This window comes from Streptomyces sp. NPDC086147 (assembly GCF_040702165.1).
Lineage (GTDB): Bacteria > Actinomycetota > Actinomycetes > Streptomycetales > Streptomycetaceae > Streptomyces.
Genome location: NZ_JBFBJO010000003.1, coordinates 112227 through 137028 on the forward strand (window position 1 = coordinate 112227; position 24802 = coordinate 137028).

General features: G+C 73.7%; 20 protein-coding genes and 1 tRNA gene. 11 read left to right on the top strand and 10 right to left on the bottom strand.

What is annotated here, in order from left to right; translation table 11 throughout:
• Positions 1 to 154 precede the first annotated feature (154 nt).
• The gene (locus AB0398_RS08615; RefSeq protein ID WP_366373129.1) at positions 155 to 3979 is read left to right on the top strand and encodes a PAS domain-containing protein; all 3825 of its coding nucleotides are present in this window, start codon (positions 155 to 157) and stop codon (positions 3977 to 3979) included.
• A gap of 63 nt (positions 3980 to 4042) precedes the next feature.
• Here AB0398_RS08615 and AB0398_RS08620 read toward each other — a convergent pair whose 3' ends face one another.
• From AB0398_RS08620 to AB0398_RS08640, 5 genes are all read right to left on the bottom strand, one after another.
• The gene (locus AB0398_RS08620; RefSeq protein ID WP_366373130.1) at positions 4043 to 5695 is read right to left on the bottom strand and encodes a long-chain fatty acid--CoA ligase; all 1653 of its coding nucleotides are present in this window, start codon (positions 5693 to 5695) and stop codon (positions 4043 to 4045) included.
• A 147-nt stretch (positions 5696 to 5842) separates the two neighbouring features.
• Positions 5843 to 6388, bottom strand: a complete 546-nt coding sequence (locus AB0398_RS08625; RefSeq protein WP_366373131.1) for a SigE family RNA polymerase sigma factor — start codon at positions 6386 to 6388, stop codon at positions 5843 to 5845.
• A gap of 124 nt (positions 6389 to 6512) precedes the next feature.
• Positions 6513 to 7625, bottom strand: a complete 1113-nt coding sequence (locus AB0398_RS08630; protein WP_366373132.1) for a DUF1906 domain-containing protein — start codon at positions 7623 to 7625, stop codon at positions 6513 to 6515.
• Positions 7626 to 7844: 219 nt separating this feature from the next.
• Positions 7845 to 7976, bottom strand: a complete 132-nt coding sequence (locus AB0398_RS08635) for a hypothetical protein (protein ID WP_366373133.1) — start codon at positions 7974 to 7976, stop codon at positions 7845 to 7847.
• A gap of 314 nt (positions 7977 to 8290) precedes the next feature.
• Entirely contained in the window at positions 8291 to 8815 is a 525-nt protein-coding gene (locus AB0398_RS08640) for an O-acetyl-ADP-ribose deacetylase (RefSeq protein WP_366373134.1), read from the bottom strand.
• A gap of 429 nt (positions 8816 to 9244) precedes the next feature.
• Here AB0398_RS08640 and AB0398_RS08645 point away from each other — a divergent pair, with 429 nt between their 5' ends.
• On the top strand, positions 9245 to 10633 hold the full coding sequence (locus AB0398_RS08645; protein ID WP_366373135.1) for a hypothetical protein: 1389 nt from the start codon (positions 9245 to 9247) through the stop codon (positions 10631 to 10633).
• Positions 10634 to 10709: 76 nt separating this feature from the next.
• Here AB0398_RS08645 and AB0398_RS08650 read toward each other — a convergent pair.
• Positions 10710 to 10796: transfer RNA gene (locus tag AB0398_RS08650), tRNA-Ser, on the bottom strand.
• 151 nt (positions 10797 to 10947) lie between these two features.
• Positions 10948 to 12495, bottom strand: a complete 1548-nt coding sequence (locus AB0398_RS08655; RefSeq protein WP_366373136.1) for a trypsin-like peptidase domain-containing protein — start codon at positions 12493 to 12495, stop codon at positions 10948 to 10950.
• Positions 12496 to 12870: 375 nt separating this feature from the next.
• Here AB0398_RS08655 and AB0398_RS08660 point away from each other — a divergent pair, with 375 nt between their 5' ends.
• The 3 genes from AB0398_RS08660 to AB0398_RS08670 all read left to right on the top strand — a co-directional run bounded on the left by AB0398_RS08660 (position 12871) and on the right by AB0398_RS08670 (position 15626).
• Entirely contained in the window at positions 12871 to 13692 is an 822-nt protein-coding gene (locus tag AB0398_RS08660; protein ID WP_366373137.1) for a glycerophosphodiester phosphodiesterase, read from the top strand.
• A gap of 108 nt (positions 13693 to 13800) precedes the next feature.
• On the top strand, positions 13801 to 14403 hold the full coding sequence (locus AB0398_RS08665) for an ATP-binding protein (RefSeq protein WP_366373138.1): 603 nt from the start codon (positions 13801 to 13803) through the stop codon (positions 14401 to 14403).
• A gap of 245 nt (positions 14404 to 14648) precedes the next feature.
• Entirely contained in the window at positions 14649 to 15626 is a 978-nt protein-coding gene (locus AB0398_RS08670; RefSeq protein ID WP_366373139.1) for a DUF5926 family protein, read from the top strand.
• 220 nt (positions 15627 to 15846) lie between these two features.
• Here AB0398_RS08670 and AB0398_RS08675 read toward each other — a convergent pair whose 3' ends face one another.
• Together AB0398_RS08675 and AB0398_RS08680 are read right to left on the bottom strand one after the other, a co-directional pair.
• The gene (locus AB0398_RS08675; protein ID WP_366373140.1) at positions 15847 to 16479 is read right to left on the bottom strand and encodes a hypothetical protein; all 633 of its coding nucleotides are present in this window, start codon (positions 16477 to 16479) and stop codon (positions 15847 to 15849) included.
• Between the two features lie 203 nt (positions 16480 to 16682).
• Complete coding sequence (locus tag AB0398_RS08680) at positions 16683 to 17423, bottom strand: bifunctional DNA primase/polymerase (protein WP_366373141.1); 741 nt, start codon at positions 17421 to 17423, stop codon at positions 16683 to 16685.
• Positions 17424 to 17957: 534 nt separating this feature from the next.
• Between AB0398_RS08680 and AB0398_RS08685 the strand changes: the two genes are divergently transcribed.
• The gene (locus tag AB0398_RS08685) at positions 17958 to 19439 is read left to right on the top strand and encodes a PP2C family protein-serine/threonine phosphatase (RefSeq protein ID WP_366373142.1); all 1482 of its coding nucleotides are present in this window, start codon (positions 17958 to 17960) and stop codon (positions 19437 to 19439) included.
• Between the two features lie 134 nt (positions 19440 to 19573).
• A complete protein-coding gene (locus tag AB0398_RS08690) occupies positions 19574 to 21034 on the top strand; it encodes an aminopeptidase P family protein (RefSeq protein ID WP_366373143.1) in 1461 nt (486 codons plus the stop codon).
• Between the two features lie 87 nt (positions 21035 to 21121).
• On the opposite strand, the gene AB0398_RS08695 is transcribed toward AB0398_RS08690, so the two are convergent.
• Positions 21122 to 21592 (bottom strand): ATP-binding protein, encoded by a 471-nt coding sequence (locus tag AB0398_RS08695; protein ID WP_366373144.1) that lies wholly within the window; start codon positions 21590 to 21592, stop codon positions 21122 to 21124.
• 228 nt (positions 21593 to 21820) lie between these two features.
• Here AB0398_RS08695 and AB0398_RS08700 point away from each other — a divergent pair, with 228 nt between their 5' ends.
• The 4 genes from AB0398_RS08700 to AB0398_RS08715 all read left to right on the top strand — a co-directional run bounded on the left by AB0398_RS08700 (position 21821) and on the right by AB0398_RS08715 (position 24797).
• A complete protein-coding gene (locus AB0398_RS08700) occupies positions 21821 to 22606 on the top strand; it encodes a hypothetical protein (RefSeq protein WP_366373145.1) in 786 nt (261 codons plus the stop codon).
• A 119-nt stretch (positions 22607 to 22725) separates the two neighbouring features.
• Positions 22726 to 23556 (top strand): YcnI family protein, encoded by an 831-nt coding sequence (locus AB0398_RS08705; protein ID WP_366373146.1) that lies wholly within the window; start codon positions 22726 to 22728, stop codon positions 23554 to 23556.
• A gap of 39 nt (positions 23557 to 23595) precedes the next feature.
• A complete protein-coding gene (locus AB0398_RS08710; protein WP_366373147.1) occupies positions 23596 to 24333 on the top strand; it encodes an SCO family protein in 738 nt (245 codons plus the stop codon).
• On the top strand, positions 24330 to 24797 hold the full coding sequence (locus tag AB0398_RS08715; protein WP_366373148.1) for a copper chaperone PCu(A)C: 468 nt from the start codon (positions 24330 to 24332) through the stop codon (positions 24795 to 24797). Before AB0398_RS08710 ends, AB0398_RS08715 begins: the two co-directional genes overlap by 4 nt.
• Positions 24798 to 24802: the final 5 nt, after the last annotated feature.

A 24802-nucleotide genomic window follows, 5' to 3' on the forward strand; every position in this document is an offset into this window, starting at 1 on the left:
CGTGTGGGGACGGCGCTCGGGGGCGGCGTCAGGAAGGGCCGGCCGGAGGCTCCCTTAGACTCCCTTCAGTGACAGGCCACGGCCCGAGGGGCAAGATGGGGCCGGCCGGTCCACAGGCCAAGCGCGTGCAGTGCGTCAGGGAGGAAGCGTCGTCGTGAGCAGCAGGCCATCCCGAGGCGCTGCTCGCCTCGCAGCCATACTCGACGCCCTCCCCGACGGCCTCGTGCTCGTCAACTGCAACGGCACGGTCGTCAACGCCAACACCATCGCCCTCGGCATGTTCGAGACCCCCGGCACCGCCCTCGTCGGGCGCGGCCTCCTCGACCTGCTGCCCGAATTCGACTCGCGTCTCATCCCCGGCTCCATGCGCCGCCCGGACAACGCCGACGAGCACGGCCGCACCAAGCCGGCCCGGATGATCGCCCGCCGCACCGACGCCAGCGAGTTCCCCGTCGAGGTGACCAGCGCCAGCCTGGAGGACGGCCGGGAGGCCTACGACTCGTACGGCGGCTACACCGGCGACGAGCTGCTCATGCTGGTCGTGCGGGACCTCACCGGCACCCTCGACACCGAGGCCGAACTCGCCCGCTCGCAGCGGCAGACCGAGATGATCCTGCGCGCCGCCTCCGAGGGCGTCGTCGGCACGGACACCGACGGCCGGGTCGTCCTCGTGAACCCCGCCGCCGCGCAGATCCTCGGCCACCGCGCCGGCGAGCTCGGCGGCCGGGAGCTGCACCCGCTGATCCTCGCCAAGCGCGCCGACGGCGAGCCCTTCCCGTACGAGGAGTCGCCGCTCGCGGACACCCTCAAGTCCGGGCGGAAGCACCGCGTGCGCGGCCAGGTCCTGTGGACGAAGAAGGGCGAGCGGGTCCCGGTCGACCTGACGACCGCTCCGGTGCGGGACGGGGACCAGCTCGTCGGCGCGGTCATGACCTTCGCCGACCGCAGGCCGTACGAGCAGCTCGCCGAGCAGCACGCCGCCGAGCTGGCCGACCGCGCCGAGCGCGCGGCGGCGGAACGGGAGGCGCAGCAGGAGCGGTACGCCTCGCTCGCCGCCCGCCACGAGCAGCTCACGGCCGTCCTCGCCGAGTCGCTGCGCGGCCCCCTGGAGGAGCTGCGCACCCAGCTCGGCACCCTCGCCGCCGACGACGCCGGGCAGCTGTGGCCCGAGGCCAACCAGATCCTCCACCACCTCGCCGCCGGGTACGCCCGGATGACGGCGCTCGTGGACAACGTCCTGGGCTACCAGCGCCTCGACGCGGGCACCGAGGAACTCGACAAGCACGTCACGCTCCTCGACGGGGTCGTGTCCGCCGGCATCGACGGGGCCGTCGAGCTGATCGGGCCCGGCCGCGCGCAGTTCGCCGTGCACACCCCGCCCATCGAGGCCGAGGTGGACCCGGTCCGGCTCGCGACCGCCCTCGCGCACCTCGTCGCGGACGTCGCGGGCGTCGACGCGACCGGCCGGAACCGGGCCGCCGTCCCGGGCGCCGCGCCCGCCGACTCCACCGTCGTCGTGGCGGCCGCACAGCGCGGCGACGTCGTACGGATCGAGGTCCGCGGCCCGTACGCGGGCGGCGACCCGGTCCACGGGCCCGTCGTGCGCGGGATCGTGGCGGCGCACGGCGGTGTCGTGCAGACCCACGAGGTGCCGGGCACGAGCGGCGGCGCGTACGTCCTCGAAGTGCCGGTCGGCGCGGGCCGGGGCACGGTCCCCGCGCAGGAGCCCGCGCCCCGGAACGACGGGCGGGCGGGCGGCCGGGAGGCCCTCGCGCTGCCCGCGCAGGCCTCGGGCCCGGTCGACGGGGCTCCGGTCCCCGTTCCCGCCCCTGCCGTCCCCGTCGTCCCCGCCCCGGGCGCGGGGCCGGACGCGGAGGCTCCCGGCGGCGGGCGGCGGCGAGCCCGGCGCGGCTCGACGGACGCCTTCCTGGAGAGCGCGGTCCCGGCCGGGGGCGACGCCCCGTCCGGCGCCGAGCCCAGTGGACGCCGCCGTGCCCGTACGGGGGGGATCGCCGCGGCGGACCTGATCCCGGCCCAGCAGAACGCGATCGCTCCCCCCGAGCCCTCCGCCCCGGCCGGCCCGGCCGTCGAGCCCACCGGGCGCCGCCGCGGACGGCCCGCCGAGGGTTCCGTCGTGACCGCCGCCGAAGGGGCGCAGGGACGTGCCGCGCTCGGCGCGGCCGTACCGCCGCAGGGGGTCCCCGTCGATCCCTCGGGCATCCCCGGACCCGCCCCCGAGTCCTCCCCCGCCGCCCTGGCCCTGCCGGCCGTCGCCTCCGAGGAGCCCCCGGCGCAGCCGAGCGGGCGCCGCCGGCGCGCGCTGGCCGCCGCGCAGGAGCGGGCGGCCGCGGCCGAGGCCGGTCCCCGGACCCCGTTCGCGCTGCCGCCCGCCGACGCCGACCGCGAAGTGCCCCTGCCCGCCGCGCCCGTGGCCGGTCCGCCGGCCAGCCCGTCCGCCGGTCCGCTGCCGGTCTCCGACGAGAGCCGGCACGAGGCCGTACGGGGTGTCCCGGGCGCGGACCACACGCCGCCGCAGCCGCACCCGCACGTCCGGACGCCGCTGCCGGCCCAGGCGCCCGACGCCTCCGCAGGCGCGCCGGTGCCCGTACCCGCGTCCGTCGAGCCGACCGGGCGGCGCCGGGCCGTCGCTCCCCCGCCGCCGGAGCGGGAACCGGAGCCTCGGCAGGCACCGCGGTCCCAGCCGCCGTCGCAGCCCCAGCCCCCGTCGCAGCCCGGCAACGTGACCGGCACCGGCTCCGTACCGCTGCCGCCCGAGCTGCCCATGTCGAGGGAGTCGACCCAGGGGCGGGCGTTCAGCGTCCGGACCCTCGGGCAGGGCGTGCCCTTCACTCCCCCGACCGCCCCGGCTCCGACGGCTCCGACGCCCGTCCCCGCCGCTTCCGGCGCGCCCGCCGCGCCTTCCAACGGATCCGGGCGGCGGCGCAGGCTCGCCACCCCGCCCGAGGCCGACCCGCCGGTCCCGGCGGCGCCCGCCGGGACCGAGGCCAAGCCCCCTCCGCAGTCGCGGCCGGAGGCGGAGGTCGCGCCGGGGCTCACGCCCCTCGCCCCGCCCTCTGTCTCCCCGGCTCCCGCGACGTCTTCCGCGTCCTCCGTGTCCCCCGCGTCCGAAGGCCGGGCGTACGCCATAGGAGCGCCCGCCGAGGGCTCCGCGGAGGGTCCCGAGCCGCTCGACGGTCCCGGCGGCGCGGTCGAGGTCGCCAACCGGCCCGCCCCGCGCCCCGTCGACGACGAGCTGCCCCCGGAGCCCCTCGACAACCCGCGCCGGCTCCTCGTCTGGCCCGCGCCCGACGTCTCCACGCAGCAGGCGCTGAGCGACCGCGGCTACCGGCCGGTGATCGTGCACTCCCGCGAGGAGGTCGACGCGCAGATCGCCGCCTTCCCGGCCGCGCTCTTCGTCGACCCGCTGACCGGCCCCATCACCCGCACCGCGCTCCAGTCGCTGCGCCAGGCGGCCGTCGCCGCCGAGGTGCCGGTGCTGCTCGCGGCCGGGCTCGGGCAGGCGGCCCGCGAGGCGGCGTACGGCGCCGATCCGGCCGTGCTCCTCAAGGCGCTCGCGCCGCGCGACAGCGAGCAGCACCCGTCCCGGGTCCTGCTGATCGAGGAGAACGAGGACATCGCGGAGGCGCTCGCGGCCACCCTGGAACGGCGCGGGATGCAGGTGGCGCGGGCGGCCACCGACTCGGAGGCGGTCACGCTCGCCACGCAGACGCAGCCGAACCTGGTGGTGATGGACCTGATGCAGGTGCGCCGCCGCCGGGCCGGGATCATCGACTGGCTGCGGGCGAACGGGCAGCTCAACCGCACCCCGCTCGTCGTCTACACCTCGGCCGACCTCGTCGAGGAGGAGCTGCCGAAGCTGTCCTCCGGCGAGACGGTCCTCTTCCTCGCCGAGCGCGCGAACAGCGCCGAGGTCCAGGCCCGGATCGTCGACCTGCTCGCGAAGATCGGCACCAACTAGTACGGAACGGCACGAAGGAGGGGGAGGGCGCCCGGCGCCCTCCCCCTCCTCACTTCCGGGTCCCTACAGCTGGGTCACGTCCAGCCCGCCCTCCGCGTACTGCTTGCGGATGACCTTCTTGTCGAACTTGCCGACGCTCGTCTTCGGCACCGCGGGCACGACCGCCCAGCGCTCCGGGAGCTGCCACTTGGCGATGCCGCCCTCCGTGGCGAGGAAGGCCTTCAGCGTCTCGTAGTCCGCCGTCGAGCCCTCCTTGAGGACGACGGTCGCGAGCGGGCGCTCGCCCCACTTCTCGTCGGGCACGGCGACGACGGCGGCCTCGGCGACCTCCGGGTGCGCCATCAGCGCGTTCTCCAGCTCGACGCTGGAGATCCACTCGCCGCCGGACTTGATGACGTCCTTGGCGCGGTCGGTGAGGGTGAGGAAGCCGTCGGTGCTGATCACGCCGACGTCGCCGGTCTTGAGCCAGCCGTCCTCGCTGAACTTGTCCTCGGGGCGGAGCGCTTCGCCGTCGACGCCGCTGTAGTACGCGCCCGCGATCCAGGTGCCGCGCACCTCCAGCTCGCCGGCCGACTCGCCGTCCCAGGGCAGGTGCTCGCCGCCGGGGCCGACGAGCCGCGCCTCGACGCCGGCGGGGAAGCGTCCCTGCGTGACGCGGTAGGGCCACTCCTCGTCGGCGGTGAGGCCGGCCGGCGGGTGGGCCATCGTGCCCAGCGGGGAGGTCTCGGTCATGCCCCAGGCGTGGCAGAGGCGGACGCCGAGCTTGTCGTACGCCTCCATGAGGGAGGGCGGACAGGCCGCGCCGCCGATGGTGACCTGGGCCATGGAGGAGAGGTCGCGCGGGTTGGCGGTGACCTCGGCGAGCAGGCCCTGCCAGATGGTGGGGACGGCCGCCGCGTGGGTCGGCCTCTCGCGCTCGATCATGTCGGCGAGCGGGGCCGGCTGGAGGAAGCGGTCCGGCATGAGCATGTTGATGCCGGTCATGAAGGTGGCGTGCGGCAGCCCCCACGCGTTCACGTGGAACTGGGGCACCACGACCAGGGTCGTGTCCTTGGCGGTGAGGCCCATCGACTCGGCCATGTTCACCTGCATCGAGTGCAGGTAGATCGACCGGTGGGAGTAGACGACGCCCTTCGGGTCGCCCGTGGTGCCAGAGGTGTAGCACATGGCCGCGGCCGTGCGCTCGTCGAGTTCCGGCCACGCGTACGTGGTCGGGCGGCCGGCGAGCAGCTCCTCGTAGTCGTGCACGCGCGGGGCCGCGCCGTCCAGGACGGAGCGGTCGCCGGGGCCCGCGACGACGACGTGCTCGATCGTCGGCAGGTGCGGGAGCAGCGGGGCGAGGAGGGGGAGCAGCGAGCCGTTGACGATCACGACCCGGTCGGCGGCGTGGTTGACGATCCACACCAGCTGCTCGGGAGGAAGCCGGAGGTTGAGGGTGTGGAGGACGGCGCCCATGGAGGGGATCGCGAAGTACGCCTCGACGTGCTCGGCGTTGTTCCACATCAGGGTGGCGACCCGCTGGTCGCCGGTGACGCCGAGTTCGTCGCGCAGGGCGTGGGCCAGCTGGTGCGCGCGGGCCCCGGTCTCAGCGAACGTGCGGCGCTGCGGCTCGGACTCGCCCGTCCAGGTGGTGATGGTGGACTGTCCGTGGATCCTCATCCCGTGTTCGAGGATGCGGCTCACGGTCAGCTGTACGTCCTGCATGGTGCTGTACACGGGGCGTCCTCCCGGTGGGCGCTACGTGGCAGTAAGGGTGTGGAGATTCTGCGCACGTACCGAGCGGTATGTCACTACCTGGGAGTACGGAAATTGCCAGTGATCACTGGCGACGGGAGGAGGACCGGGCGGGTATGCGGCGGTTTCTCACCTCACCGGGGTCAGCTCCGGGTCCTCGCGGAGCTTGCCGAGCGCTCTGGACACCGCGCTCTTGACCGTGCCGACCGACACCCCGAGCACCTCGGCGGTCTGGGCCTCGCTGAGGTCCTCGTAGTACCGCAGGACCACCATCTGGCGCTGCCGCTCCGGCAGCTTGAGCACCGCGCGCCACATGGCGTCGTGCAGCGCCTGCCGCTCGGCCGGGTCGGGCGACGGGAGGCCGACCGGCTCGGGCAGCTCCTCGCACACGAACTCGTCGACCTTGCGCTTGCGCCACTGCGACGTGCGGGTGTTCAGCAGCGCCCGGCGGACGTAACCGTCCAGGGCGCGGTGGTCCTCGATCCGCTCCCAGGCCACGAAGGTCTTGGCGAGCGCGGTCTGGAGGAGGTCCTCCGCGTCCGAGGGGTTGGCGGTCAGGGAGCGGGCGGTGCGCAGGAGCACGGGCCCACGCGCCCGTACGTACGAGGAGAAGCTCGTGTACGACGCGTACTGCGAGGCACCGGCGCAGACGGGGCCAGAGGGTGGCGGAGTCATGACTCCACGCTAGGAGCGGCGGGGGTCCGGCGGATCGGCCCCAGGTCCCGAACCACCGTCCGCCTCAGGTTGTAGGGGTGGGGACGCCCGGACCTCCTCTGGGTGGAGGCCCCCGAGGCCCGGCTCAGGGTCGGGGCAGGGCCCGTGTCCCGGCGAGCGGGGAGACGGGACCGGAGGGGGAGGAACCCGCGCGGGCCGTGGTGGGGCGGGCGACCGGGGCGTCCACCGCGTTGCGGTCGATCACCATGCGGTGGCCGCCGTACGTCTCGGTGACGTTGCCCGCGTACTGGTGGATCCGGGCGTGCGGCGTCCAGGCCGCCGGGGCCAGGGTGGCCTCGGTGGCGAGGGCGGGCGTCCCCAGCCAGCGCGCGAACCACATCACGGCCGGCAGGTCCGCCGTGCCGGCCCTCCGCTGCGCCTCGATGTCCCGCACGCCCGTGTCCGCGCTGCTGTAGAAGCCGGGGAGGTAGCCGAGGCGGCGCACCTCGCGGTTCCAGCCCCGGACGAAGGAGAGGGTGGTCGCGGCGCACTGGGCGTCACCGCGCCGGTAGGCCTCGATGTCGAGGTAGAGCGGGCTGCTCGTGCCCAGACCGAGGGCCCGCGCGGCCCGCACCGCGTCGCCCGCCTCCCGGGTGCCCTGGCCCCAGGGGTCGGAGCCGATGGCGAAGGGCTTCTTGGCGGGGGCCTCGACGCACGGCGCCTGGGAGCCGACGAAGAGGGGCAGCAGCCGCCAGCCCATCGCCTGCACCGAGGCGACCCAGCCGGAGTCCAGCTCCCGCTGGCCGGGGCAGCCCCGGCCCCGCCCGGCGAAGTAGATCCCGACGGCCCCGTACGGCGAACCGCGCCAGGCCCTCATGGTCTCGACGGAGGGCGCCTCGCAGGTGTCGAAGGCCTTGCCGGTGAAGTGGACGGGGGTGGTGGAGGTGGGGGCGCCGGGAGCGGCGGGAGCAGGAGCGGGAGCGGCGGGAGCAGGAGCGGCGGGAGCGGCGGTCCTGCTCACGGCTGCCGCCGTGACGGCGGAGGCCGGGGCTGCGGCCGCGGCTGGGGCTGCGGCCGAGGGCGGCGGTGGAGGCAGGGCGGCGGTCGGTGCGGGCGCGTCGAGGAGCGCCGTCCCGGCCACCGCCGCCATCAGGACGGCGGCCACGGCCCGCGCCCCCGCGAAGGGAGGCGCGGACCGTGGACGCGCCGGTGCGGAGGCCGAGGCGGGCCGGGGCGGGGGCGGCGTGCTTGTGCTCATGACGCGAGTGAAGGTCCGCCCGCCGCGCCCGGCCACCGCTGGGGCCGCCGCCTCCGCCGTACGCACCGGGGAACGACCCGTACGTGGGAACCCCGGCGCGAGAGCCCCGGCCCCGGGTCCGGCGGCGCGGGCGCCCGCACACCGGTACCGAAGTACCGCCGCGCGGGGCGTCCTTCACGCTGCCGTACGGCCCCCCTCGGGCCGGTCCTCCCCCGGCCGTCACCACGGCGGGAAGTCGAGCACCGGGAGGGACCGGGCGGCGCGGGTGGAGGCGGCACGGACGGAGGTGGCGCCGGCGGAGGCGGGGCGGACGGGGTCGGTGCGGGTGAGGTCGGTGCGGATGCCTGTCATGGCTCTTCCTCCGGGAAACGAGAACCGAGAACTGGGAACCGAGAAGCGGGAGCTCATGGGAGCCCGGCGAATACCTGAAGCGTGGAGCGGGACTGAAACAACTCTGTTTCCGGGGCAGTTGGCCCGCCGCCCCGGCCGTTGTGCTCGACGTCGCAAATGCAGAGTTGCCCACGGAATCCCCGGCGAACCGCCCCGCAGCGGACGTTCCCTCTCAAGCATGAGGACAGCGTGATAAACCCGGTCGAGACGAGAAAAGAAGCAGCTCGCGGGGGCGGCGGAATTCGCGTTTCGGCGCGGTCGGGGCTCCCGGGCCCCTAGGAGACGTCCCCCGCGTCCCCCACGGCTCCCTCGAAGGCCTGGTACGCCGTCTCGTCGAAGAGCACGAACCGCACCTCCTTGACCCCGGTGCGGGCCGCCCGCACCGTCTCGACGGCGATCCGGGCGCCGTCCGCCATCGGCCAGCCGTAGACCCCGGTGGAGACGGCCGGGAACGCGACCGTACGGGCCCCCAACTCGTCGGCCACCCGCAGGGATTCCCGGTAGCAGGAGGCCAGCAGCTCCGAACGGTCCTCGCCCCGCGACCAGACCGGGCCCACCGTGTGGATCACGTGCCGGGCGGGCAGCCGCCCCGCCGTGGTCGCCACGGCCCGCCCGGTCGGCAGGCCCTTGCCGTAGTGCGAGCGGCGCAGCGCACGGCAGGCCTCCAGGATCTCCGGCCCGCCCTTGCGGTGGATGGCCCCGTCGACCCCGCCGCCGCCGAGCAGCGAGGAGTTCGCGGCGTTGACCACCGCGTCCGCCGCCTCGGCGGTGATGTCGCCCCGGACGAGCACGATCCGCATCCCACGCTCCTCTTCTCCCGAAGTCCTCCGGACCCTACGCCGCCCCTCACCGAGCGGCATCGCCCTTACCACCTCCCCGGCCGGAGACCGGCCCCCGGACGACACCGAACGGCCGGACGCACAAAGCGACGCGCACGCGGGCGCGTGAACAGATGCATACGTACGGGATGTCACGCGCCGAAGCGGTGTCACACGTACGGGTGGGTATCAGGAGCCCCCGGAGCGGGTACGGGGCCGCCGTGACGACGAAGACGGCGAATCCGGGCGAGGTCGGTCACTGCGGGTGAAATAGCCGGTGGGAAAGGCGTTTCCGGCCCTCATGGATCAGCGGCGTGCGCGTGTCTAACCCCAAGCCGACGCGTAAATTGTTCAGAATGTCACTTACTGCCCCAGTTGAAACTACGAAGTTTCGTTGCCGAGGAGCGTGTCATGCAGGTTCGCAGGTGGCTCCCTGACCAGCCCACCAGCATCGGCCGCCATGACTGGCCGGACGAGGGCGGCGAGGGAACTCATCTGCGACTGCGGGCCGGCTCCATCGTCGTACTCGACCGACAGGCCTGGCGCGTCCTGGAGATCACCGGGTACCCCGGCGACCACTGGCCGGAGGCGTACGAGAAGGCCTGGCGGGACCACGTGGAGCTGTGGTGGCACGCCAACGAGCTGCGGCGGGCCAACAACCAGGCGGTCAAACCCGCTCCGGAACGCGCCGAGTTCTACAAGCGTCCGGTGGTGCTCGTCCTGCGCAACGACAACCTGCCCCGGTCCGCGCCGAAGCATTGGTGCGCCCCCGCCAGCCAGGACTGGCAGGTGCTCCCCGAGCACTACGCGGTCTGCCGCGCCTGCGGCGAACTGCCGCCCTGCCACCACGGGGAGTACCCGCGCGAGGAGGGTCCGCGCAGGCCCGAACAGAGCGGCGGCATCCCGTTCCTGGTGCCGAAGGGCTGCTGCATGGGATGTGCCGAGCAGATCAAGCCCCGTATGAGGACGGTCCGTTTCCCGGGACCCAACCTCTGGTACCCGGACCTGGGCGAGGACACGGCGGTCTTCCACGCGCGCTCCTCCTGCGAGGACCAGGTGGAGTGCTACCGCGCGCGGTGGCAGCAGGAGTACGAGCCGCCGACCGCGCGGCCCGACACCTCCGCGTTCCCGGGCTTCGACCACTTCGTGCTCCCCCGGGCCCGCCAGTCCGCACCGCAGGCCCAGCAGGGTCCGGTGGCACAACTCCAGGCCCCGCAGCCCTCGCAGACCGCGCAGGCGGGGCAGGCCGGACACGCGGGGCAGGCCGCGCAGCCCCAACCCCCGCACGCACAGGCCCCGCACGCGCAGACGATGCCGCAGACCCACGCCGCACCGGCCCCCCAGGCCCCGCTCCCGGCCTCGCACGTCCTCCTGTCGGCCACGGGCCCCCGGCCGGGGGAGGAGGCGCACGCCGCCGCCCTCACGGTGGGGACGACGGGCTCCGGCACCTTCTCGCCCTCCTTCGAGGGCTACCGCCAGGACCCCGAGCCGTACCCCGACCTCTACCCGACGGCCGACGCGTACCCGATGGCCGATCCCTACCCGGCGGTCGACCCCTACCCGACCGCCGACTCCTACCCGACGGCCGACGCCTATCCGGTCCCGACTCCGGTCCCGACCCCGGACCAGGGTCCCGCGGGGCACGCGGTCCGGGCCGCGGAGGAGCTGAGCCGCACCCTGACCGACCGCCCGGCCTTCCACAACGCGGAGCAGGCGGCCCGCGTCATCGAGGAACTCACGGCGGCCGTGCGCAACATCGCGCTCTGCCTCAACAACCCCCCGGCCCGCAACCACTCCTGATCGCGCCGCGTCCCGGCTCCGCGGGACGCACGACGGCCCCCGACCGGTTTCTCCCGGTCGGGGGCCGTGGCGTCGGCGGTGGGTGTGGGATTTGAACCCACGGAGACATCGCTGCCTCGACGGTTTTCAAGACCGTTCCCTTAGGCCGCTCGGGCAACCCACCTCCGCTCCGGACCACCTGGGGTGGAGCGGGCTACAGCGTACCGGCTGGACGACCTGCCCGCGGAAGCCAGGCAACGGGCCCTTCGGGCGGCGGGGTCGTACCCACCGCCCGGAGCCCGGCTCGAAGCCGCAGCGTGCCGTGCGCGGGCGCGTCAGCTGTCGCCGGTGCGCTCGCCCAGGACGACGGTGGTCGTGGCGGTCCTGCCGTCGCGCTCGTAGGTGATCTCCACCGAGTCGCCCGGCTTGTGGGTCCAGATCTCGCTGATGAGGGAGGGCCCGCTGTCGATCTGGTGGCCGCCGAAGGCGGTGATCACGTCGCCCGGTTTCAGGCCCGCCTTCGCCGCGGGGCCGTTCGGGGTGACCGAGGTCGTGCCGCCGGTGCCCCGGGCGGCGATCTCGGCGCCCTCGCCCTTCTCGTTCATGTTCACGGTCGCGCCGATCACCGGGTAGACCGGCTTGCCCGTCTTGATCAGCTGCTGGGCGACGTTCTTCGCCTGGTTGACCGGGATCGCGAAGCCGAGGCCGATCGAGCCCGCCTGGGACTGGCCGAAGCCGCTGCCGGCCGACTGGATGGCCGAGTTGATGCCGATCACCGCGCCGCTCGCGTCGAGCAGCGGGCCGCCGGAGTTGCCCGGGTTGATCGAGGCGTCCGTCTGCAGGGCGCTCATGTACGAGTTGCTTGCGCCGGAGCCGTCGCCCGAGGCGACCGGACGGTTCTTGGCGCTGATGATGCCCGTCGTCACGGTGTTGGACAGGCCGAACGGGGCGCCGATCGCGATCGTCGAGTCCCCGACCGCCACCTTGTCGGAGTCGCCCAGCGGGAGCGGCTTGAGGCTCTTCGGGGCGTTCGTGAGCTTCAGCACCGCCACGTCGTAGCCCTCGGCCCGGCCGACGACCTCCGCGTCGTACGACTTGCCGTCGGAGAAGGTCACCGAGAGCGTGCCGCCGTCCGCCGCCGACGCCACCACGTGGTTGTTGGTGACGATGTGGCCCTCCTGGTCGTACACGAAGCCCGTGCCCGTGCCGCCCTCGCCCTGGGAACCGCCCGACTTCGCCTGGATGGTGACCACGCTCGGCAGCGCCTGCGCCGCGACCGCCGCGACCGTCCCCGGGTCGCGCTTGAAGGAGGCCGGGGCCTCGCCCGAGGAGACCGTGGTCGAGCTGACGCCGTTGTCGCCGCGCTCGGCCGCCCAGTAACCGATGCCGCCGCCGATGCCGCCCGCGAGGAGCGCCGCCGCCAGGACGGCCGCCACGAGCCCGCCGGTCCGCCTGCGCGGTGCGGCGGGAGCCGGGGGTACGTGCGCGTGCTGGGCGCCCCAGGAGGGCACGGCCGGCGGGGGCGGCGGCCAGCCGCCGACCGGAGCGGCGTGGGCGGCGTGGGTCCCGGGGGCCGCGTGGTGGGCCTCGGGGGCCACGTGGGCCGCCTGGACCGTCGGGGCCTCCTGGGTCACCGGCCCTTCCTGGGCGTTCGCGTCCGCCGGGTGCGCGGTGGGCGGGTGCGCCGCGTCCGCCGGATGCGCGGCGGGCGGCTCGGAGGCCGGGCCCGTGCCCGGGACCTGGGCCGCGTCCGGAGTCTGGGCCGCGTCCGGAGTCTGGGCCGGAGGGGTCGGAGGGGCCGACGGGGGTACGGGAGGCGTCGGAGGGACGGACGGGGCAGCCGGATCCCCCTGAACCGCCTTGCCCTCGTTCTCGGTGCTCACAGCTCGCTCTCCTCGTTGACTGCGTTGACTGCATTGACTGCCGGACCTGTCGGATCCGCCGGACCTGTCGGATCCGCCGGATCTGCCAGGTCCTCCGGGACTGCGCGGACTACTGGACTGCTTCGACCGCCTGCCCGCGTTCGGCCGTGGGTACCCGTGAGTACCCGCCGTCCGACCACGCGTGCCCTGCGTGTGACTGTCGTCGACCGCGTGAGGTTGTGGTCGCTCCGGCTCCAGGGTGCTGCGACCAGCTTTTCCCACCGGACGTCAGGCCGCTGTAAGACGGAGCTGTGCGTTCTCTCTCCATCCTTTATAAAGGACAGAACGGACAGTCTCGGTGTGCCCGCCGCGCCCCGCCAATGGCACCATGACGCGGTGACTCACGCACGGCAGCAACCGAACCGCGTCCCCGTCCAGGTCGTCGCCCACCGCGGAGCGTCCGAGGACGTACCGGAACACACCCTGGCCGCCTATGTGAAGGCCATCGAGGACGGCGCCGACGCCCTGGAGTGCGACGTCCGGCTCACCGCCGACGGGCACCTCGTCTGTGTGCACGACCGGCGCGTCGACCGTACCTCCAACGGCCGCGGGGCCGTCTCCACCCTCGAACTGGCCGCCCTCGCCGAGCTCGACTTCGGCACCTGGAAGGGCCGGGGGGAGTCGGCGGAGAGCCCCGACCGGCGGGCCCCCGGCTCCACCTCCGTCCTCACCCTGGAGCGCCTCCTGGAGCTGGTCTCCGACACCGGGCGCCGGGTCGAGCTGGCGATCGAGACCAAGCACCCCACGCGCTGGGCGGGCCAGGTCGAGGAACGGCTGCTCCAGCTCCTGAAGAGGTTCGACCTCCACGCGCCCGCGTCCCCCGAGGACTCCCCCGTACGGGTCATGAGCTTCTCGGCCCGCTCCCTGCACCGGATCGCCGCCGCCGCGCCGACGCTGCCCACCGTCTCCCTCGCCCAGTTCGTCTCACCCCGGCTGCGCGACGGGCGGCTCCCCGCGGGCGCGCGCATCGCGGGCCCCTCCATCCGGATCGTCCGGCACCACCCGGCGGTGATCCTGCGGCTCCAGAAGGCGGGGCACCGGGTCCACGTGTGGACGGTGGACGAGCCCGAGGACGTCGAACTCTGCGAGCGTCTTGGCGTGGACGCGATCATCACCAACCGCCCGAAGCAGGTGCTGACCCAGCTGGGCCGCGACTGATCCCTTCCGTTTTCCTCACTTCCGTCCCATCCGCCACAGGGGACAAAGGGAGCATCACGGGTTACAGGGAGTGCACCGGCGCGTTCTATCCGTACGCGATCGTCACGAGTGCCTCATCCCACGCCGATTGGCCGGTTTCCGGTCCAGGTCATCGGGGCATTCACACCGTGGCGTGGGGCAAAGGAGGTCTCGGGGGTGGCGTTGGTGGTGGCACAAGAGGTGCCCACGTCGTCGAGCATGGCCGTACCCCATGGCCCTGCGGGCGTGGGTGAGGCGCGGCACCGGATGCGGGACGAGCTGTACCGCAGCGGGGTCGCGGAATCGGTCGTCGACGACGCGGTGCTGATCCTTTCCGAGCTGCTCAGCAATGCCTGTCGGTACGGCAGGCCGCTGGGACGGGCGGATCGTGGTGACGGGGACGTACGGGCGGCCTGGCGGGTCGACCCGGGAGGCGGCCTGCGGGTCGAGGTCACCGACGGCGGCGGTCCGACGCGACCCGTCCCGTCGACGCCCTCGGTCACGGCACGGGGCGGTCGCGGGTTGAACATCATCGGTGCGCTGGCCCAGGACTGGGGCGTGCGCGACAGCGCGACCGGCGAGGTCACCGTCTGGGTGGTCGTCACCGAGGGGCACCGCCGCGAGGACTTCGCGACGCACGTGGGCGGCGGTTCGAGCTTCGACTTCCTGGACGCGTACGACGACCTGGACTGATCACGTACGACGACCTGGACTGATCGCGCACGCCCCGGTCCGGATCGGTTCCACGGCCCTGCGGCCCCACGGCCGCACCGTCCCGATCCGGCCCCGCCGAAGGGCAGGCATTGCGGGTTCTCCGGAGCGGCCGCCTCCGTCCGGCGTGCGGCCCGCCTGAGGGGCGGTGGCGGCCGGGGCGGCTAGGCTCGCGCCCGAAACAGCACCGCTGACAAGCACCGCCGCGATCGGGAGAAAGCCACACCATGGCCAAGAAGCGCCCCCAGACGAAGGCCGGCAAGGCCGGCCAGGCACAGGTCACGAGCGGGGAGATCCCGGTCGTCGGCGCGCGCGAGCCGTGCCCGTGCGGTTCGGGCCGCCGCTACAAGGCGTGTCACGGCCGGGCCGCCGCGCACGCCGTGACCGAGCTCGTCCAGCGCCCCTTCGAGGGCCTGCCCGGCGAGTGCGACTGGGTCGCGCTGCGCGAACTGGTGCCCGCCGCCACCGTGCCGCTCAACCTGAAGGACGGGCTGCCCGAGGGCGTGCCGTCCGTGACGCTCGCGACCGTGCTGCCGATGGCGTGGCCGGCGCTCCGCCGCGACGACGGCTCCGTCCTGCTCGCCCTGCAGAACGACTCCACCTCCGGCGACCTGGCCCGCGACCTCGCCGACACCCTCCAGCGCGCCCTGGAGGTCGAGCCCGGCACCCCCGTCCCCGCGCGCCGCGTGCCGGCCGAGGGCCCGCGCCTCCAGGACCTGCTGGACGCCGACGCCGCGTTCGCGCCCGAGGTGCACACGGGCTTCGAGTTCTGGATCCCGCAGTCGGCGGACGGCGCCGACCCGGAGGTCGCCGCCTCCCTGGAGCGGGCCAACGCCGCCGCGATCCCGACCGTCCGCCTGACGGGCGTCGACTCCGCGTACTGGTGCGAGACCCCCGACAAGAACCACCTGCGCTGGGTCATGCCGTACCCGGAGGAGAAGCTCCTCGACGCGCTCGCCCGGCTCCAGGCCGCCGGCGGCACCTCCCTCGGCCCGGACACCCGGCTCGTCGGCTCCTTCCGCGCCCACGGCCTCGTGGTGCCGGTGTGGGACCTGCCGACGTCCATGACCGCCGAGGACTGCGAGAAGCCGGCCGCCGAGTTCTTCGAGCGGCTGACCGGAGCGCTCGCCTCGGACGCTCCGCTCACGGCGGAGGAGCGACGGGCGCGCGGCGGCCTCACGAACCGTCAGGTCACTCTCAGCTGATACCCCAGGTGGTATCGGTGACTGACAGACCGACCAGTCGGTGACTTCCACCACAACCCGCTCTTCGGACAGGTAAATCCCTGTCCGAATAACCGAGATCGAATTTGCGAACAGCAGATCTCTTGTTACCGTTCTGGAAGCCCGGTCGCTGGTGCATCCCCCGTCGCCAGCGATCGGGCCTTTCCATGTCCGCTTCCGGCCCGGCCGGGGCGTCCGACGCTCAACTTCCTTCGTGCTCCACCATGTTGCTGCCTGCTCGCAGCAGCAGCGGAGTGCCGCCGTCCCCGCTGGCGCCGGCGAATTCCGCCACCGCCGTATACGCCGTGACCACGCCCGCGCCGCGCTCCCGGGGCGTTTCGCAGGTGCCCGGTTCATCCTGCGCCGGAACCGCGCACCGCACGTGAACGGTCCGCCCGCCGGGGGCCATGAGGGTCAGAAACGCGTCGAGTTCCCGCCCCGTGGCGTTGCGGTAGTAGGTACGCGCCCAGACATCGCCCCCCTCGTTCAGGACACACGTCTGCGCCTCCGCACCTCCGGGAGAGGCGAGTTCCGGCCCACAGCGCGCGACCCGCTCGGGAGCGACCGGCGCGACGGCGACCGGAGGGACGGAAGGAGCGGGAGGGGCTGCGGAGGTCTCGGAAGGGGTCGGTTCCGGCGTACGGGGCCCGAGGCCGAGGCCCTTCCACAGCCCCCCGGCCCCTCCGTCGTCCCCGGCCTTCCCGTCCCCCTCGCTCCGGGCGCCGAGAGAGCGTACGGCCTCCCCGGCCGGTCCCGCCGTCGCGACGAGCGGCAGCAGCACGGCGACCGTGACGGCGGCCCCGAGTGCGACCACGCGGAGGTTCACCGGAGTCATCGGGCCCACCTGCTCCTGCTCGGCTGGAGATCCTGAACGGTGGGGCGAACATAGCGGCGGACGGCGGGCACCCGGACGGCCGCGCACCCGTTTCCCGTACGAGTCGGGCCGGGACGCACCCGTTCGGGTGAACGCCCGCCGCCCGCCGTGACGAAGGGCGGCGCGTGCTCGGCGTTCTTCCACAACAGGGTGGCGCCCCGTCCTCAGTACGCCAGCCGGCTCCCGCCGCCCGGGGTGCTCGTGCTCGCCTCCACCAGGGCGTCGACCACCGCCTCGACGTCCGGCAGCCACGGCCGGGCCGAGCCCGCGAGGGGGGCCCGCTCCCAGCGGACCTGCCCGGAGCCCGCGACCGAGGGCGGCAGCAGTAGATAGCCGCCCTCACTGTGGAACCGCAGCGAACTGGGCACGCTGTCCTTCGCGTACAGCAGCTCGCCCAGCCGTTCCAGGTCGTACGGGGCGACGAGGATCGACCACCGGGTGGGGGTGGCGACCACCGGCCCGAGGCGCATGCCCGTCGCGTCGAGCGCGGCGAGGGCCCGGGCGCCCGCCGGCGCGGGGAGACTGACCGCGCAGGGCGCGCCGCCGCCCGTGGCGAGGACCACCGGGGCGTCCGGGCGCGTGGTCCACCACCAGCGGACCATGCGCTCGTCCGTGGTGGCGGCGAGCAGCCCGGGATCGTAGGGGTGCGCGCCGGGCACGACGCAGTCGGGGTCGGGACAGGAGCAGGCGGGCTCCATGTCCGTACGGGTCGCCGTCATCAGGTTCGCGGCCGCGCGGGCCAGCGTCCTCAGGCCCGTGGTCGCGCGGGTCGTCGTTCTCAGGTCCGCGCCCGGCAGGACGGGCCAGTTCCATTCGACGGCGAAGGTGACCGCCGCGTCGAGGCGTGCGGTCCTCGCCCTGCTCCGGAACCGGAGCCTGCGTCGCCTTCCGAGGATCTCGCGCATGAGCGCTCGTTCCTTTCCGTTGAACGCCGAATTCCCATCACAACACGTGCAGATTCATTCACCGTGCGCATCAACGCGTACCGGGTTGGCGGGTGCCGGACCGCAGGGAAGCGGGGCCGGTCGGGCCGGAAAAACCGCGTACTACCCGGTGGAGCCGGATGGAGCCCAGTGGAGCCAGGTCAGAGCCAGAGCGGTTCAAAGCACGTTCCCCGCCAGTCGGTGGCGGGCAGCGGCCTGCGGCATGGAAGACGCCGGGGTCCCGCATCACGTTCCGGGGCAGCTTCAACTGCCCCCGCCTGTCACCGTTTACGTACCCCGCACGCTCGGGATGACGCGCTTTCAAACGACGCCAGTCGACCGCAAAAGGTGCACACCGGGGGCAATTTTCAGCCAACTTCCCGCTTACTTCAACCCTCTCGCACAACCTCACGGACACCACTTTTCCCGTGGGGACAATGCTGGACATCGCTCCTCTTGTGCGTGTACATGTGGGTACATCGAGCGGCGCAGAATGACATGGGGGTTTGCGATGCTATGGCGTCAAACGCACCGGTCGGAAAGCCGGCCGACATGAGCGCCCCACGTCTGCCGAAAGTGGCTGGAATCGATTCAACGGTTCCCGCGCCACCGCACACTCCGGCGCCCCTCCCCGGGGTCCCCTCGGCCGCGCCCCCCTCCGACGCGGCCCTCCCTCCCGGAGTCCTGATCCAGGACCGGCTGGCCTCCTGGGTCTCCGACCTCACCACCCTCCACGAACTCACCGAGCGCCTGATCAAGACCGACTCCCTCGACGAGGCCCTGCGCGAAACGCTCGGAGCCGGGGCCGCCCTCGTCGGCGCCCGGCGCGGCATGGCCGTCCTCGAACCCGCCGACGGCCTCGGCCCCACCAGCACCATCGGGCTCGGTCTCGCCCACGCCGACCTCGGCACCATCGAGACCGTCCCGCGCGGCTCGGGGAGTTACGGCCGCCTCCTCGACGGCCTGCCCGAAGCCGGCCCCACGGCCCCCGGCCCCTCCGCCGCCGCCCGCCCCGCGCGCGTGCCCGAGCCGATCGCCATCCGCGACGTGCGCACCGAGGAGGGACTCGACCCGCGCCACCGCGAGGTCGCCGCCCGCCTCGGCTACGCCGCCAGCTACGCCCTGCCCCTCGCCACCGAGGAGGCCGGCCGGCTCGGCGCGGTCGTCTGGCTCTACGACGAACCCGCCGAACCCGACGAACGCCGGCGCCACCTCATCGGCCTCTACGGCCGCTTCGCCACCGAGCACCTGGCCCGCCTCCTCCAGGTCGAACGCGCCCGCGTGCGGGTCGCCACCATCGCCGAGGAACTGCTCCCGAGCCGGCTCCCCCGCGTCCCCGGCGTCCGGCTCGCCGTCCGCCACCGCACCGGCCCCCAGGGCGGCGGCGACTGGTACGACGCGCTGCCGCTGCCCGAGGGCGCCCTCGGGCTCGCCGTCGGCTCCGTCTCCGGGACCGGCCCCAGCGCGCTCGCCGCCATGGGCCGGCTGCGCGCCTCCCTGCGGGCGTACGCGGTGATGGAGGGCGAGGACCCGGTCGCCGTCCTCTCCGACCTGGAACTCCTGCTGCGGCTCACCGAACCCGCCCGCTCCGCGACCGCGCTCTTCGCCTACGCCGAACCCGCGCAGCGCCGGATCGTCCTCGCCGGGGCCGGGCACGCCCCGCCGCTGGTCGTCGGCGACCGGCGCACGGAGTTCGTCGAGACCTCGCTGTCGGCCCCGCTCGGGATGCTGACGTGCTGGGAGGCGCCGAGCGTGGAGCTGTCCCCCGCGCCGGGAGAAACGGTGCTGCTCTACACGGACGGGTTGCTGCGCCGTACCGGCGAGACCACCGACCGGGCCTTCGCCCGGCTCCACGCGGCGGCCGCGAGCGTGCCGGAGCCGGACCGGTCCGACCCGGGCGCCGTCGCCGACCACGTCCTGCGGACCCTGCTGCCCGAGGGGATCGACCCGGCCGTGGAGGGCGAGGACGTGGTGCTGCTCGCGGCCCGTTTCGACTGAGGACGCGCACGCGTGCCGGGTCCGCCGAGTAAGCGGACCGTGACGTTCCGGTAATGGGTCTTCCGGCCCTGGGCCCCCTTCCGCACGACCGTACGATGGTGGGGGTTCAGTGTCGTACCAGAGGAGGCAGACCCGTGGCCGAGGAGCTCACCCCGGAGACCCCGGAAGAGACCGAAGACCAGCCGATCAAGCAGCGCAAGAACGGCCTTTACCCGGGCGTGTCCGACGAGCTGGCCGAGAACATGAAGTCCGGCTGGGCCGACACCGAGCTGCACGGCCTGGAGCCGATCGCCCAGGCCGACAAGACCGCCGAGCGCCGCGCCGCACTCTCCGCCCGCTTCCCGGGCGAGCGCCTGGTGATCCCGGCCGGCAAGCTGAAGACCCGGTCCAACGACACCGAGTACGCCTTCCGCGCCTCCACCGAGTACGCGTACCTCACCGGCGACCAGACGCAGGACGGCGTCCTCGTCCTGGAGCCGGCGAAGGACGGCCACAAGGCCACGATCTACCTGCTGCCGCGCTCCGACCGCGAGAACGGCGAGTTCTGGCTCGACGGCCAGGGCGAGCTGTGGGTCGGCCGCCGCCACTCCCTCTCCGAGGCCGAGCAGCTCCTCGGCATCCCGGCCAAGGACGTGCGCGAGCTCGCCGACGCGCTCAAGGAGGCCACCGGCCCCGTCCGCGCCGTCCGCGGCCACGACGCCGGCATCGAGGCCGCGCTGACCGACAAGGTCACCGCCGAGCGCGACGAAGAGCTGCGCGTGTACCTCTCCGAGGCCCGCCTCGTGAAGGACGCCTTCGAGGTCGCCGAGCTGGAGAAGGCCTGCGCCGCCACCGCCCGCGGCTTCGAGGACGTCGTCAAGGTCCTCGACAAGGCCGAGGCCACCAGCGAGCGCTACATCGAGGGCACGTTCTTCCTGCGCGCCCGCGTCGAGGGCAACGACATCGGCTACGGCTCCATCTGCGCCGCCGGCCCGCACGCCACCACCCTGCACTGGGTCCGCAACGACGGCGACGTGCGCTCCGGCGACCTGCTGCTGCTCGACGCCGGAGTGGAGACCACCGAGCTCTACACCGCCGACATCACCCGCACCCTGCCGATCAACGGCCGGTACACCGACCTCCAGCGCAAGATCTACGACGCCGTGTACGAGGCGCAGGAGGCCGGCATCGCCGCGGTGAAGCCCGGCGCCGCCTACCGCGACTTCCACGACGCCGCGCAGCGCGTCCTCGCCGAGAAGCTCGTCGAGTGGGGCCTGGTCGAGGGCCCGGTCGAGCGCGTCCTGGAGCTCGGTCTCCAGCGCCGCTGGACCCTGCACGGCACCGGCCACATGCTCGGCATGGACGTCCACGACTGCGCCGCCGCGCGCACCGAGGCCTACGTCGACACGACCCTCGAACCGGGCATGTGCCTGACCGTCGAGCCGGGTCTGTACTTCCAGGCCGACGACCTGACCGTGCCGGAGGAGTACCGGGGCATCGGCGTCCGGATCGAGGACGACATCCTCGTCACCGAGGACGGCAACCGGAACCTCTCGGACGCGCTGCCGCGCCGCTCCGACGAGGTCGAGGCGTGGATGGCCTCGCTGAAGGGCTGACCACCGCGTACGTTGGAACACGAAGGGCCTCCGCCGACCGACCGGCGGGGGCCCTTCTCCGTACTCGCGCGCCCCCGCTTCCCGGGGCTACGCCATGAGGAGGGATGGGGCGTCCTTCCACTTCAGGATCTTGTCGAAGCTGACCACCGCGCCGCCCCGGGCCGAGCGGTTGCCGAACTGCACGTGGTCGGAGAGCTCCTCGATCAGCCGCATCCCGCGCCCGTGCTCGGCGTCCGAGGCGGCCGCGCGAACCTCCGCGTACGGGAAGCCGGGGCCCGAGTCGGCCACCTCGATGCGACAGGTCTCGCCGTCCAGGTACGCCGTCACCCGGTACGCCCCCGGGAGCGTCCCGCCCGGACCCGCCTGTCCCGCGTCGGGATCCGCGCCCGCGCCGCCGTGCTCGACCGCGTTCGCGCATGCCTCGGTCAGCGCCACCGACAGTTCGTACGACACGTCGGGATCGACCCCCGCCGTCTCCATCGTGCCCAGCAGAAGCCGGCGCGCGAGCGGCACGCTCGCGGCTTCGCGCCGCAGATGGAGTGACCACCAGATGCTCATGCTCCAGCCTCCCGGCATCGGCTCGGCGGACCAGTGGTCCTGCGGCACGACGTACCGATACCTATTGCCGGGCGGGCGGCTCCGTAAGCCCCCGGGAGCGTCAAGAGCGCTCGTTCGGCGGATGCCCGGAGCCCGCGGGCCGGTGTATGTCACCCCGAAGAACCCCAAGGGCGACCTTCCGGACCTGCCGTACCGCGGTGGGGGGCGTGGTGCGATGATGGGCCCGCCATGTCTGCCCCCGAGCTCGCTCCACGGCTGCTGAGGGCCGCGGTGTTCACCGCGGTCTGCGTCGTGCTGTCCGCGCTGGGCCACGCCCTCGCGGCGTGCGCGGGCGTCGCCCCGTGGTCCCTGGCCGCCGGTTTCCTCGGCGTCTTCGGGGTCGCCGTCCTCTTCGGCGGACGCGAACGCTCCCTCGGCTCCGTCGTCGGCGCCCTCGCCGCCGGGCAGCTCGGCCTGCACGTCCTCTTCGGCCTCGGACAGCACCGGCTCACCCTGGGTGCCCAGGCCGACGACGCCCTCGTCCGGATGGCGGCGCGGCTGGTCTGCGGGGCGGGGGCCACGTCCCTCACCCCCACCGACGCCACCAGGATCCTCACCGACGCCGGACTCGACCCGGCCGCCGCCCACGCCCACGCGGGGCACGGCGCGGCCGTCGCACCGGCCGTCCCGGCCGACAACCTGCTGCCCGACCTGCCCATGCTCCTGGGGCACCTGCTCGCCGCCCTGGCCACGGGCTGGCTGCTGCGGCGCGGCGACCGCGCCCTCGGCCGGCTCGTCGAACTCTCCGGACAGGGCGCGGCGGAACTCGCTGAGCACGCCCGGGTCAGCTCGCTGCGGGCCGCGCTCCGGCTCGTACGGGCCCTGCTCGCCGGGCTGCCGTCGGCGGCGCGCACCGCGCCCCGCCGGACCCCCCGTACGGCCTTCGACTCCTCGCCGCCGCCGGTGGCCGAGGCGCTCAGGGACACGGTGATCAGGCGCGGCCCGCCGGCCGCCGACTGCGTCCTCGCAGCCTGACGCGGTCCGCTCGACAGGAGCGGGACCGCGTTCGTCCGCACGCCCGCCCGGGCCTCCGCCCCGGCGTGCCGGACGTCACCGTCCTGTTCCGTTCCTCTCCGAACCGGAGTGTCTTCGCCATGAGCGTTTCCCGTACCCCCGCCCGCCGCGCCTCCGTCCGCCGCGTCTCCGCCGTCCGCGCCGCCCTCGCCGGGGGCATCGCCCTCTCCTCCGTCGCGCTCCTCTCCGGCACCGCCTTCGCGCACGTCAGCGTGCAGCCGCAGGGCGAGGCCGCCAAGGGCGGCTACGCGACCGTCAACATCAAGGTGCCGAACGAGCGCGACAACGCCTCCACCGTGAAGCTGGAGGTCAACTTCCCGCTCGACCACCCGCTCGCCTCCGTCATGCCGCAGCCCGTTCCCGGCTGGAAGGCCGAGGTCACGAAGAGCAAGCTCGACAAGCCGCTGGAGCTGCACGGCAGGACGATCAACGAGGCCGTCTCCAAGGTCACCTGGACCGCCGAGGGCGCGGGGATCGGCCCCGGCCAGTTCCAGCAGTTCCCGCTCTCCCTCGGTCAGCTTCCCGAGAACGCCGACGAGCTCGTCCTGAAGTCGGTCCAGACGTACTCCAACAAGGAGGTCGTGCGCTGGATCGAGGAGCAGAAGGAGGGCGCGGAGGAGCCGCAGAACCCGGCCCCCGTCCTGAAGCTCTCCGCCGCGTCCGACGACCACCACGGCGGCGGCGCCGCGCCGTCCGCCACCGCGACCGCCTCCGCCTCCGCCTCCGCCTCGGCGGGGGAGAAGGACGGTCACGACGACAAGGCGGGCGACAAGACGGAGAAGAACACCGCGTCGGCCTCCTCCTCTTCCTCCTCCGACACCACCGCCCGGATCCTCGGCGTCGTCGGCATCCTCGTCGGCGTGGCCGGTGTGGCCTTCGGCGTCCTCGCCGGTCGCCGCCGCTCGGCCTGACGGCCGTACTTCCTCCCGAAGGACACGGAAAGAAACAGCATGTCCGCACAGAAGACGCACACCCCCGAGTCCCAGGGCGGTCCGGCTCGTCCGGGCCGCCCCGGCCGGCGCACCCCGCTGGTCATCGCCGCCGCCGCGATCGTCGCGGCGATCGGCATCACTGCGGCCGTCGGCCTCGGTGACGGTGAGACCTCCGGCACGGGCAAGGGTCCCGTCGCCCAGGTCTCCGGCGGCACCGACTCCACCGTGGCCGCGACCGTCCTGGACCGGCCGTACGACAAGCCCGCGCTCGTCCTCACCGACACCAAGGGCGAGAAGTACGACCTGCGCGAGCGCACCAAGGGCAAGCCGACGCTCATCTACTTCGGCTACACGCACTGCCCCGACGTCTGCCCCATGACGATGAGCAACATCGCCATCGCCAGGAAGCAGCTCCCCAAGGCCGACCAGGACAAGCTCCAGGTCGTCTTCGTCACCACCGATCCCGAGCGGGACACCTCCGCCGAGCTCGCCAAGTGGCTGCCCGCCGCCGGCGACCCGTCGTTCACCGGTCTCACCGGCGAGTTCTCCGCCATCCAGGCGGGGGCCCGGCAGATGGGCATCGGCATCGACCCGCCGAAGAAGGAGAAGGACGGCAAGGTCGTCTCCATGCACGGCGCCCAGGTGATCGCCTTCTCGCCCACCACCGACCAGGGCTACGTCCTGTACGGCGAGGACACGACCGCCGAGCAGTACACCGAGGACCTGCCGAAGCTCGTCAAGGGGGAGAACCCGTGAACCGCCGCACCACCGCCCTGTCCGCCGCCGTGGCGCTCGCCGCCTCGCTCGCGCTGACCGGGTGCTCGTCCTCGTCCGACGCGGCCGGGGACGGGAAGCCGGATCTGAAGGTCAGCGGCGCGTTCATGCCGCAGCCGGTGATGGACATGGCCGGCGGCTTCCTCACCATCACCAACGACGGCGACACGGCCGACCGGCTGACCTCCGTCACCAGCCCGATCTCGGACGATGTGACGATCCACGAGACGAAGAACCAGAAGATGCAGGAGGTGAAGTTCTTCGACATCCCCGCGCACGGGAAGCTCTCCCTGGCACGCGGGGGCAACCACATCATGTTCATGACGCTGAAGGAGAAGCCCGAGCAGGGCGACAAGGTCAGCGTCGAACTCCACTTCGAGAAGTCCGACCCGATCAAGGTCGACCTTCCCGTCGAGGCCGCCAACCACAACCCGAAGCAGCACTGAACGCG

What these genes read in the sequence shown, in the direction of transcription:
- AB0398_RS08705 (WP_366373146.1), top strand. Translation starts at nt 22,726, where the DNA reads ATGAGCGTTTCCCGTACCCCCGCCCGCCGCGCCTCCGTCCGCCGCGTC.
- AB0398_RS08700 (WP_366373145.1), top strand. Translation starts at nt 21,821, where the DNA reads ATGTCTGCCCCCGAGCTCGCTCCACGGCTGCTGAGGGCCGCGGTGTTC.
- AB0398_RS08640 (WP_366373134.1), bottom strand. Translation starts at nt 8,815, where the DNA reads ATGCGGATCGTGCTCGTCCGGGGCGACATCACCGCCGAGGCGGCGGAC.
- AB0398_RS08685 (WP_366373142.1), top strand. Translation starts at nt 17,958, where the DNA reads ATGGCGTCAAACGCACCGGTCGGAAAGCCGGCCGACATGAGCGCCCCA.
- AB0398_RS08710 (WP_366373147.1), top strand. Translation starts at nt 23,596, where the DNA reads ATGTCCGCACAGAAGACGCACACCCCCGAGTCCCAGGGCGGTCCGGCT.
- AB0398_RS08680 (WP_366373141.1), bottom strand. Translation starts at nt 17,423, where the DNA reads ATGCGCGAGATCCTCGGAAGGCGACGCAGGCTCCGGTTCCGGAGCAGG.
- AB0398_RS08645 (WP_366373135.1), top strand. Translation starts at nt 9,245, where the DNA reads ATGCAGGTTCGCAGGTGGCTCCCTGACCAGCCCACCAGCATCGGCCGC.
- AB0398_RS08630 (WP_366373132.1), bottom strand. Translation starts at nt 7,625, where the DNA reads ATGAGCACAAGCACGCCGCCCCCGCCCCGGCCCGCCTCGGCCTCCGCA.
- AB0398_RS08675 (WP_366373140.1), bottom strand. Translation starts at nt 16,479, where the DNA reads ATGACTCCGGTGAACCTCCGCGTGGTCGCACTCGGGGCCGCCGTCACG.
- AB0398_RS08670 (WP_366373139.1), top strand. Translation starts at nt 14,649, where the DNA reads ATGGCCAAGAAGCGCCCCCAGACGAAGGCCGGCAAGGCCGGCCAGGCA.
- AB0398_RS08695 (WP_366373144.1), bottom strand. Translation starts at nt 21,592, where the DNA reads ATGAGCATCTGGTGGTCACTCCATCTGCGGCGCGAAGCCGCGAGCGTG.
- AB0398_RS08625 (WP_366373131.1), bottom strand. Translation starts at nt 6,388, where the DNA reads ATGACTCCGCCACCCTCTGGCCCCGTCTGCGCCGGTGCCTCGCAGTAC.
- AB0398_RS08635 (WP_366373133.1), bottom strand. Translation starts at nt 7,976, where the DNA reads ATGACAGGCATCCGCACCGACCTCACCCGCACCGACCCCGTCCGCCCC.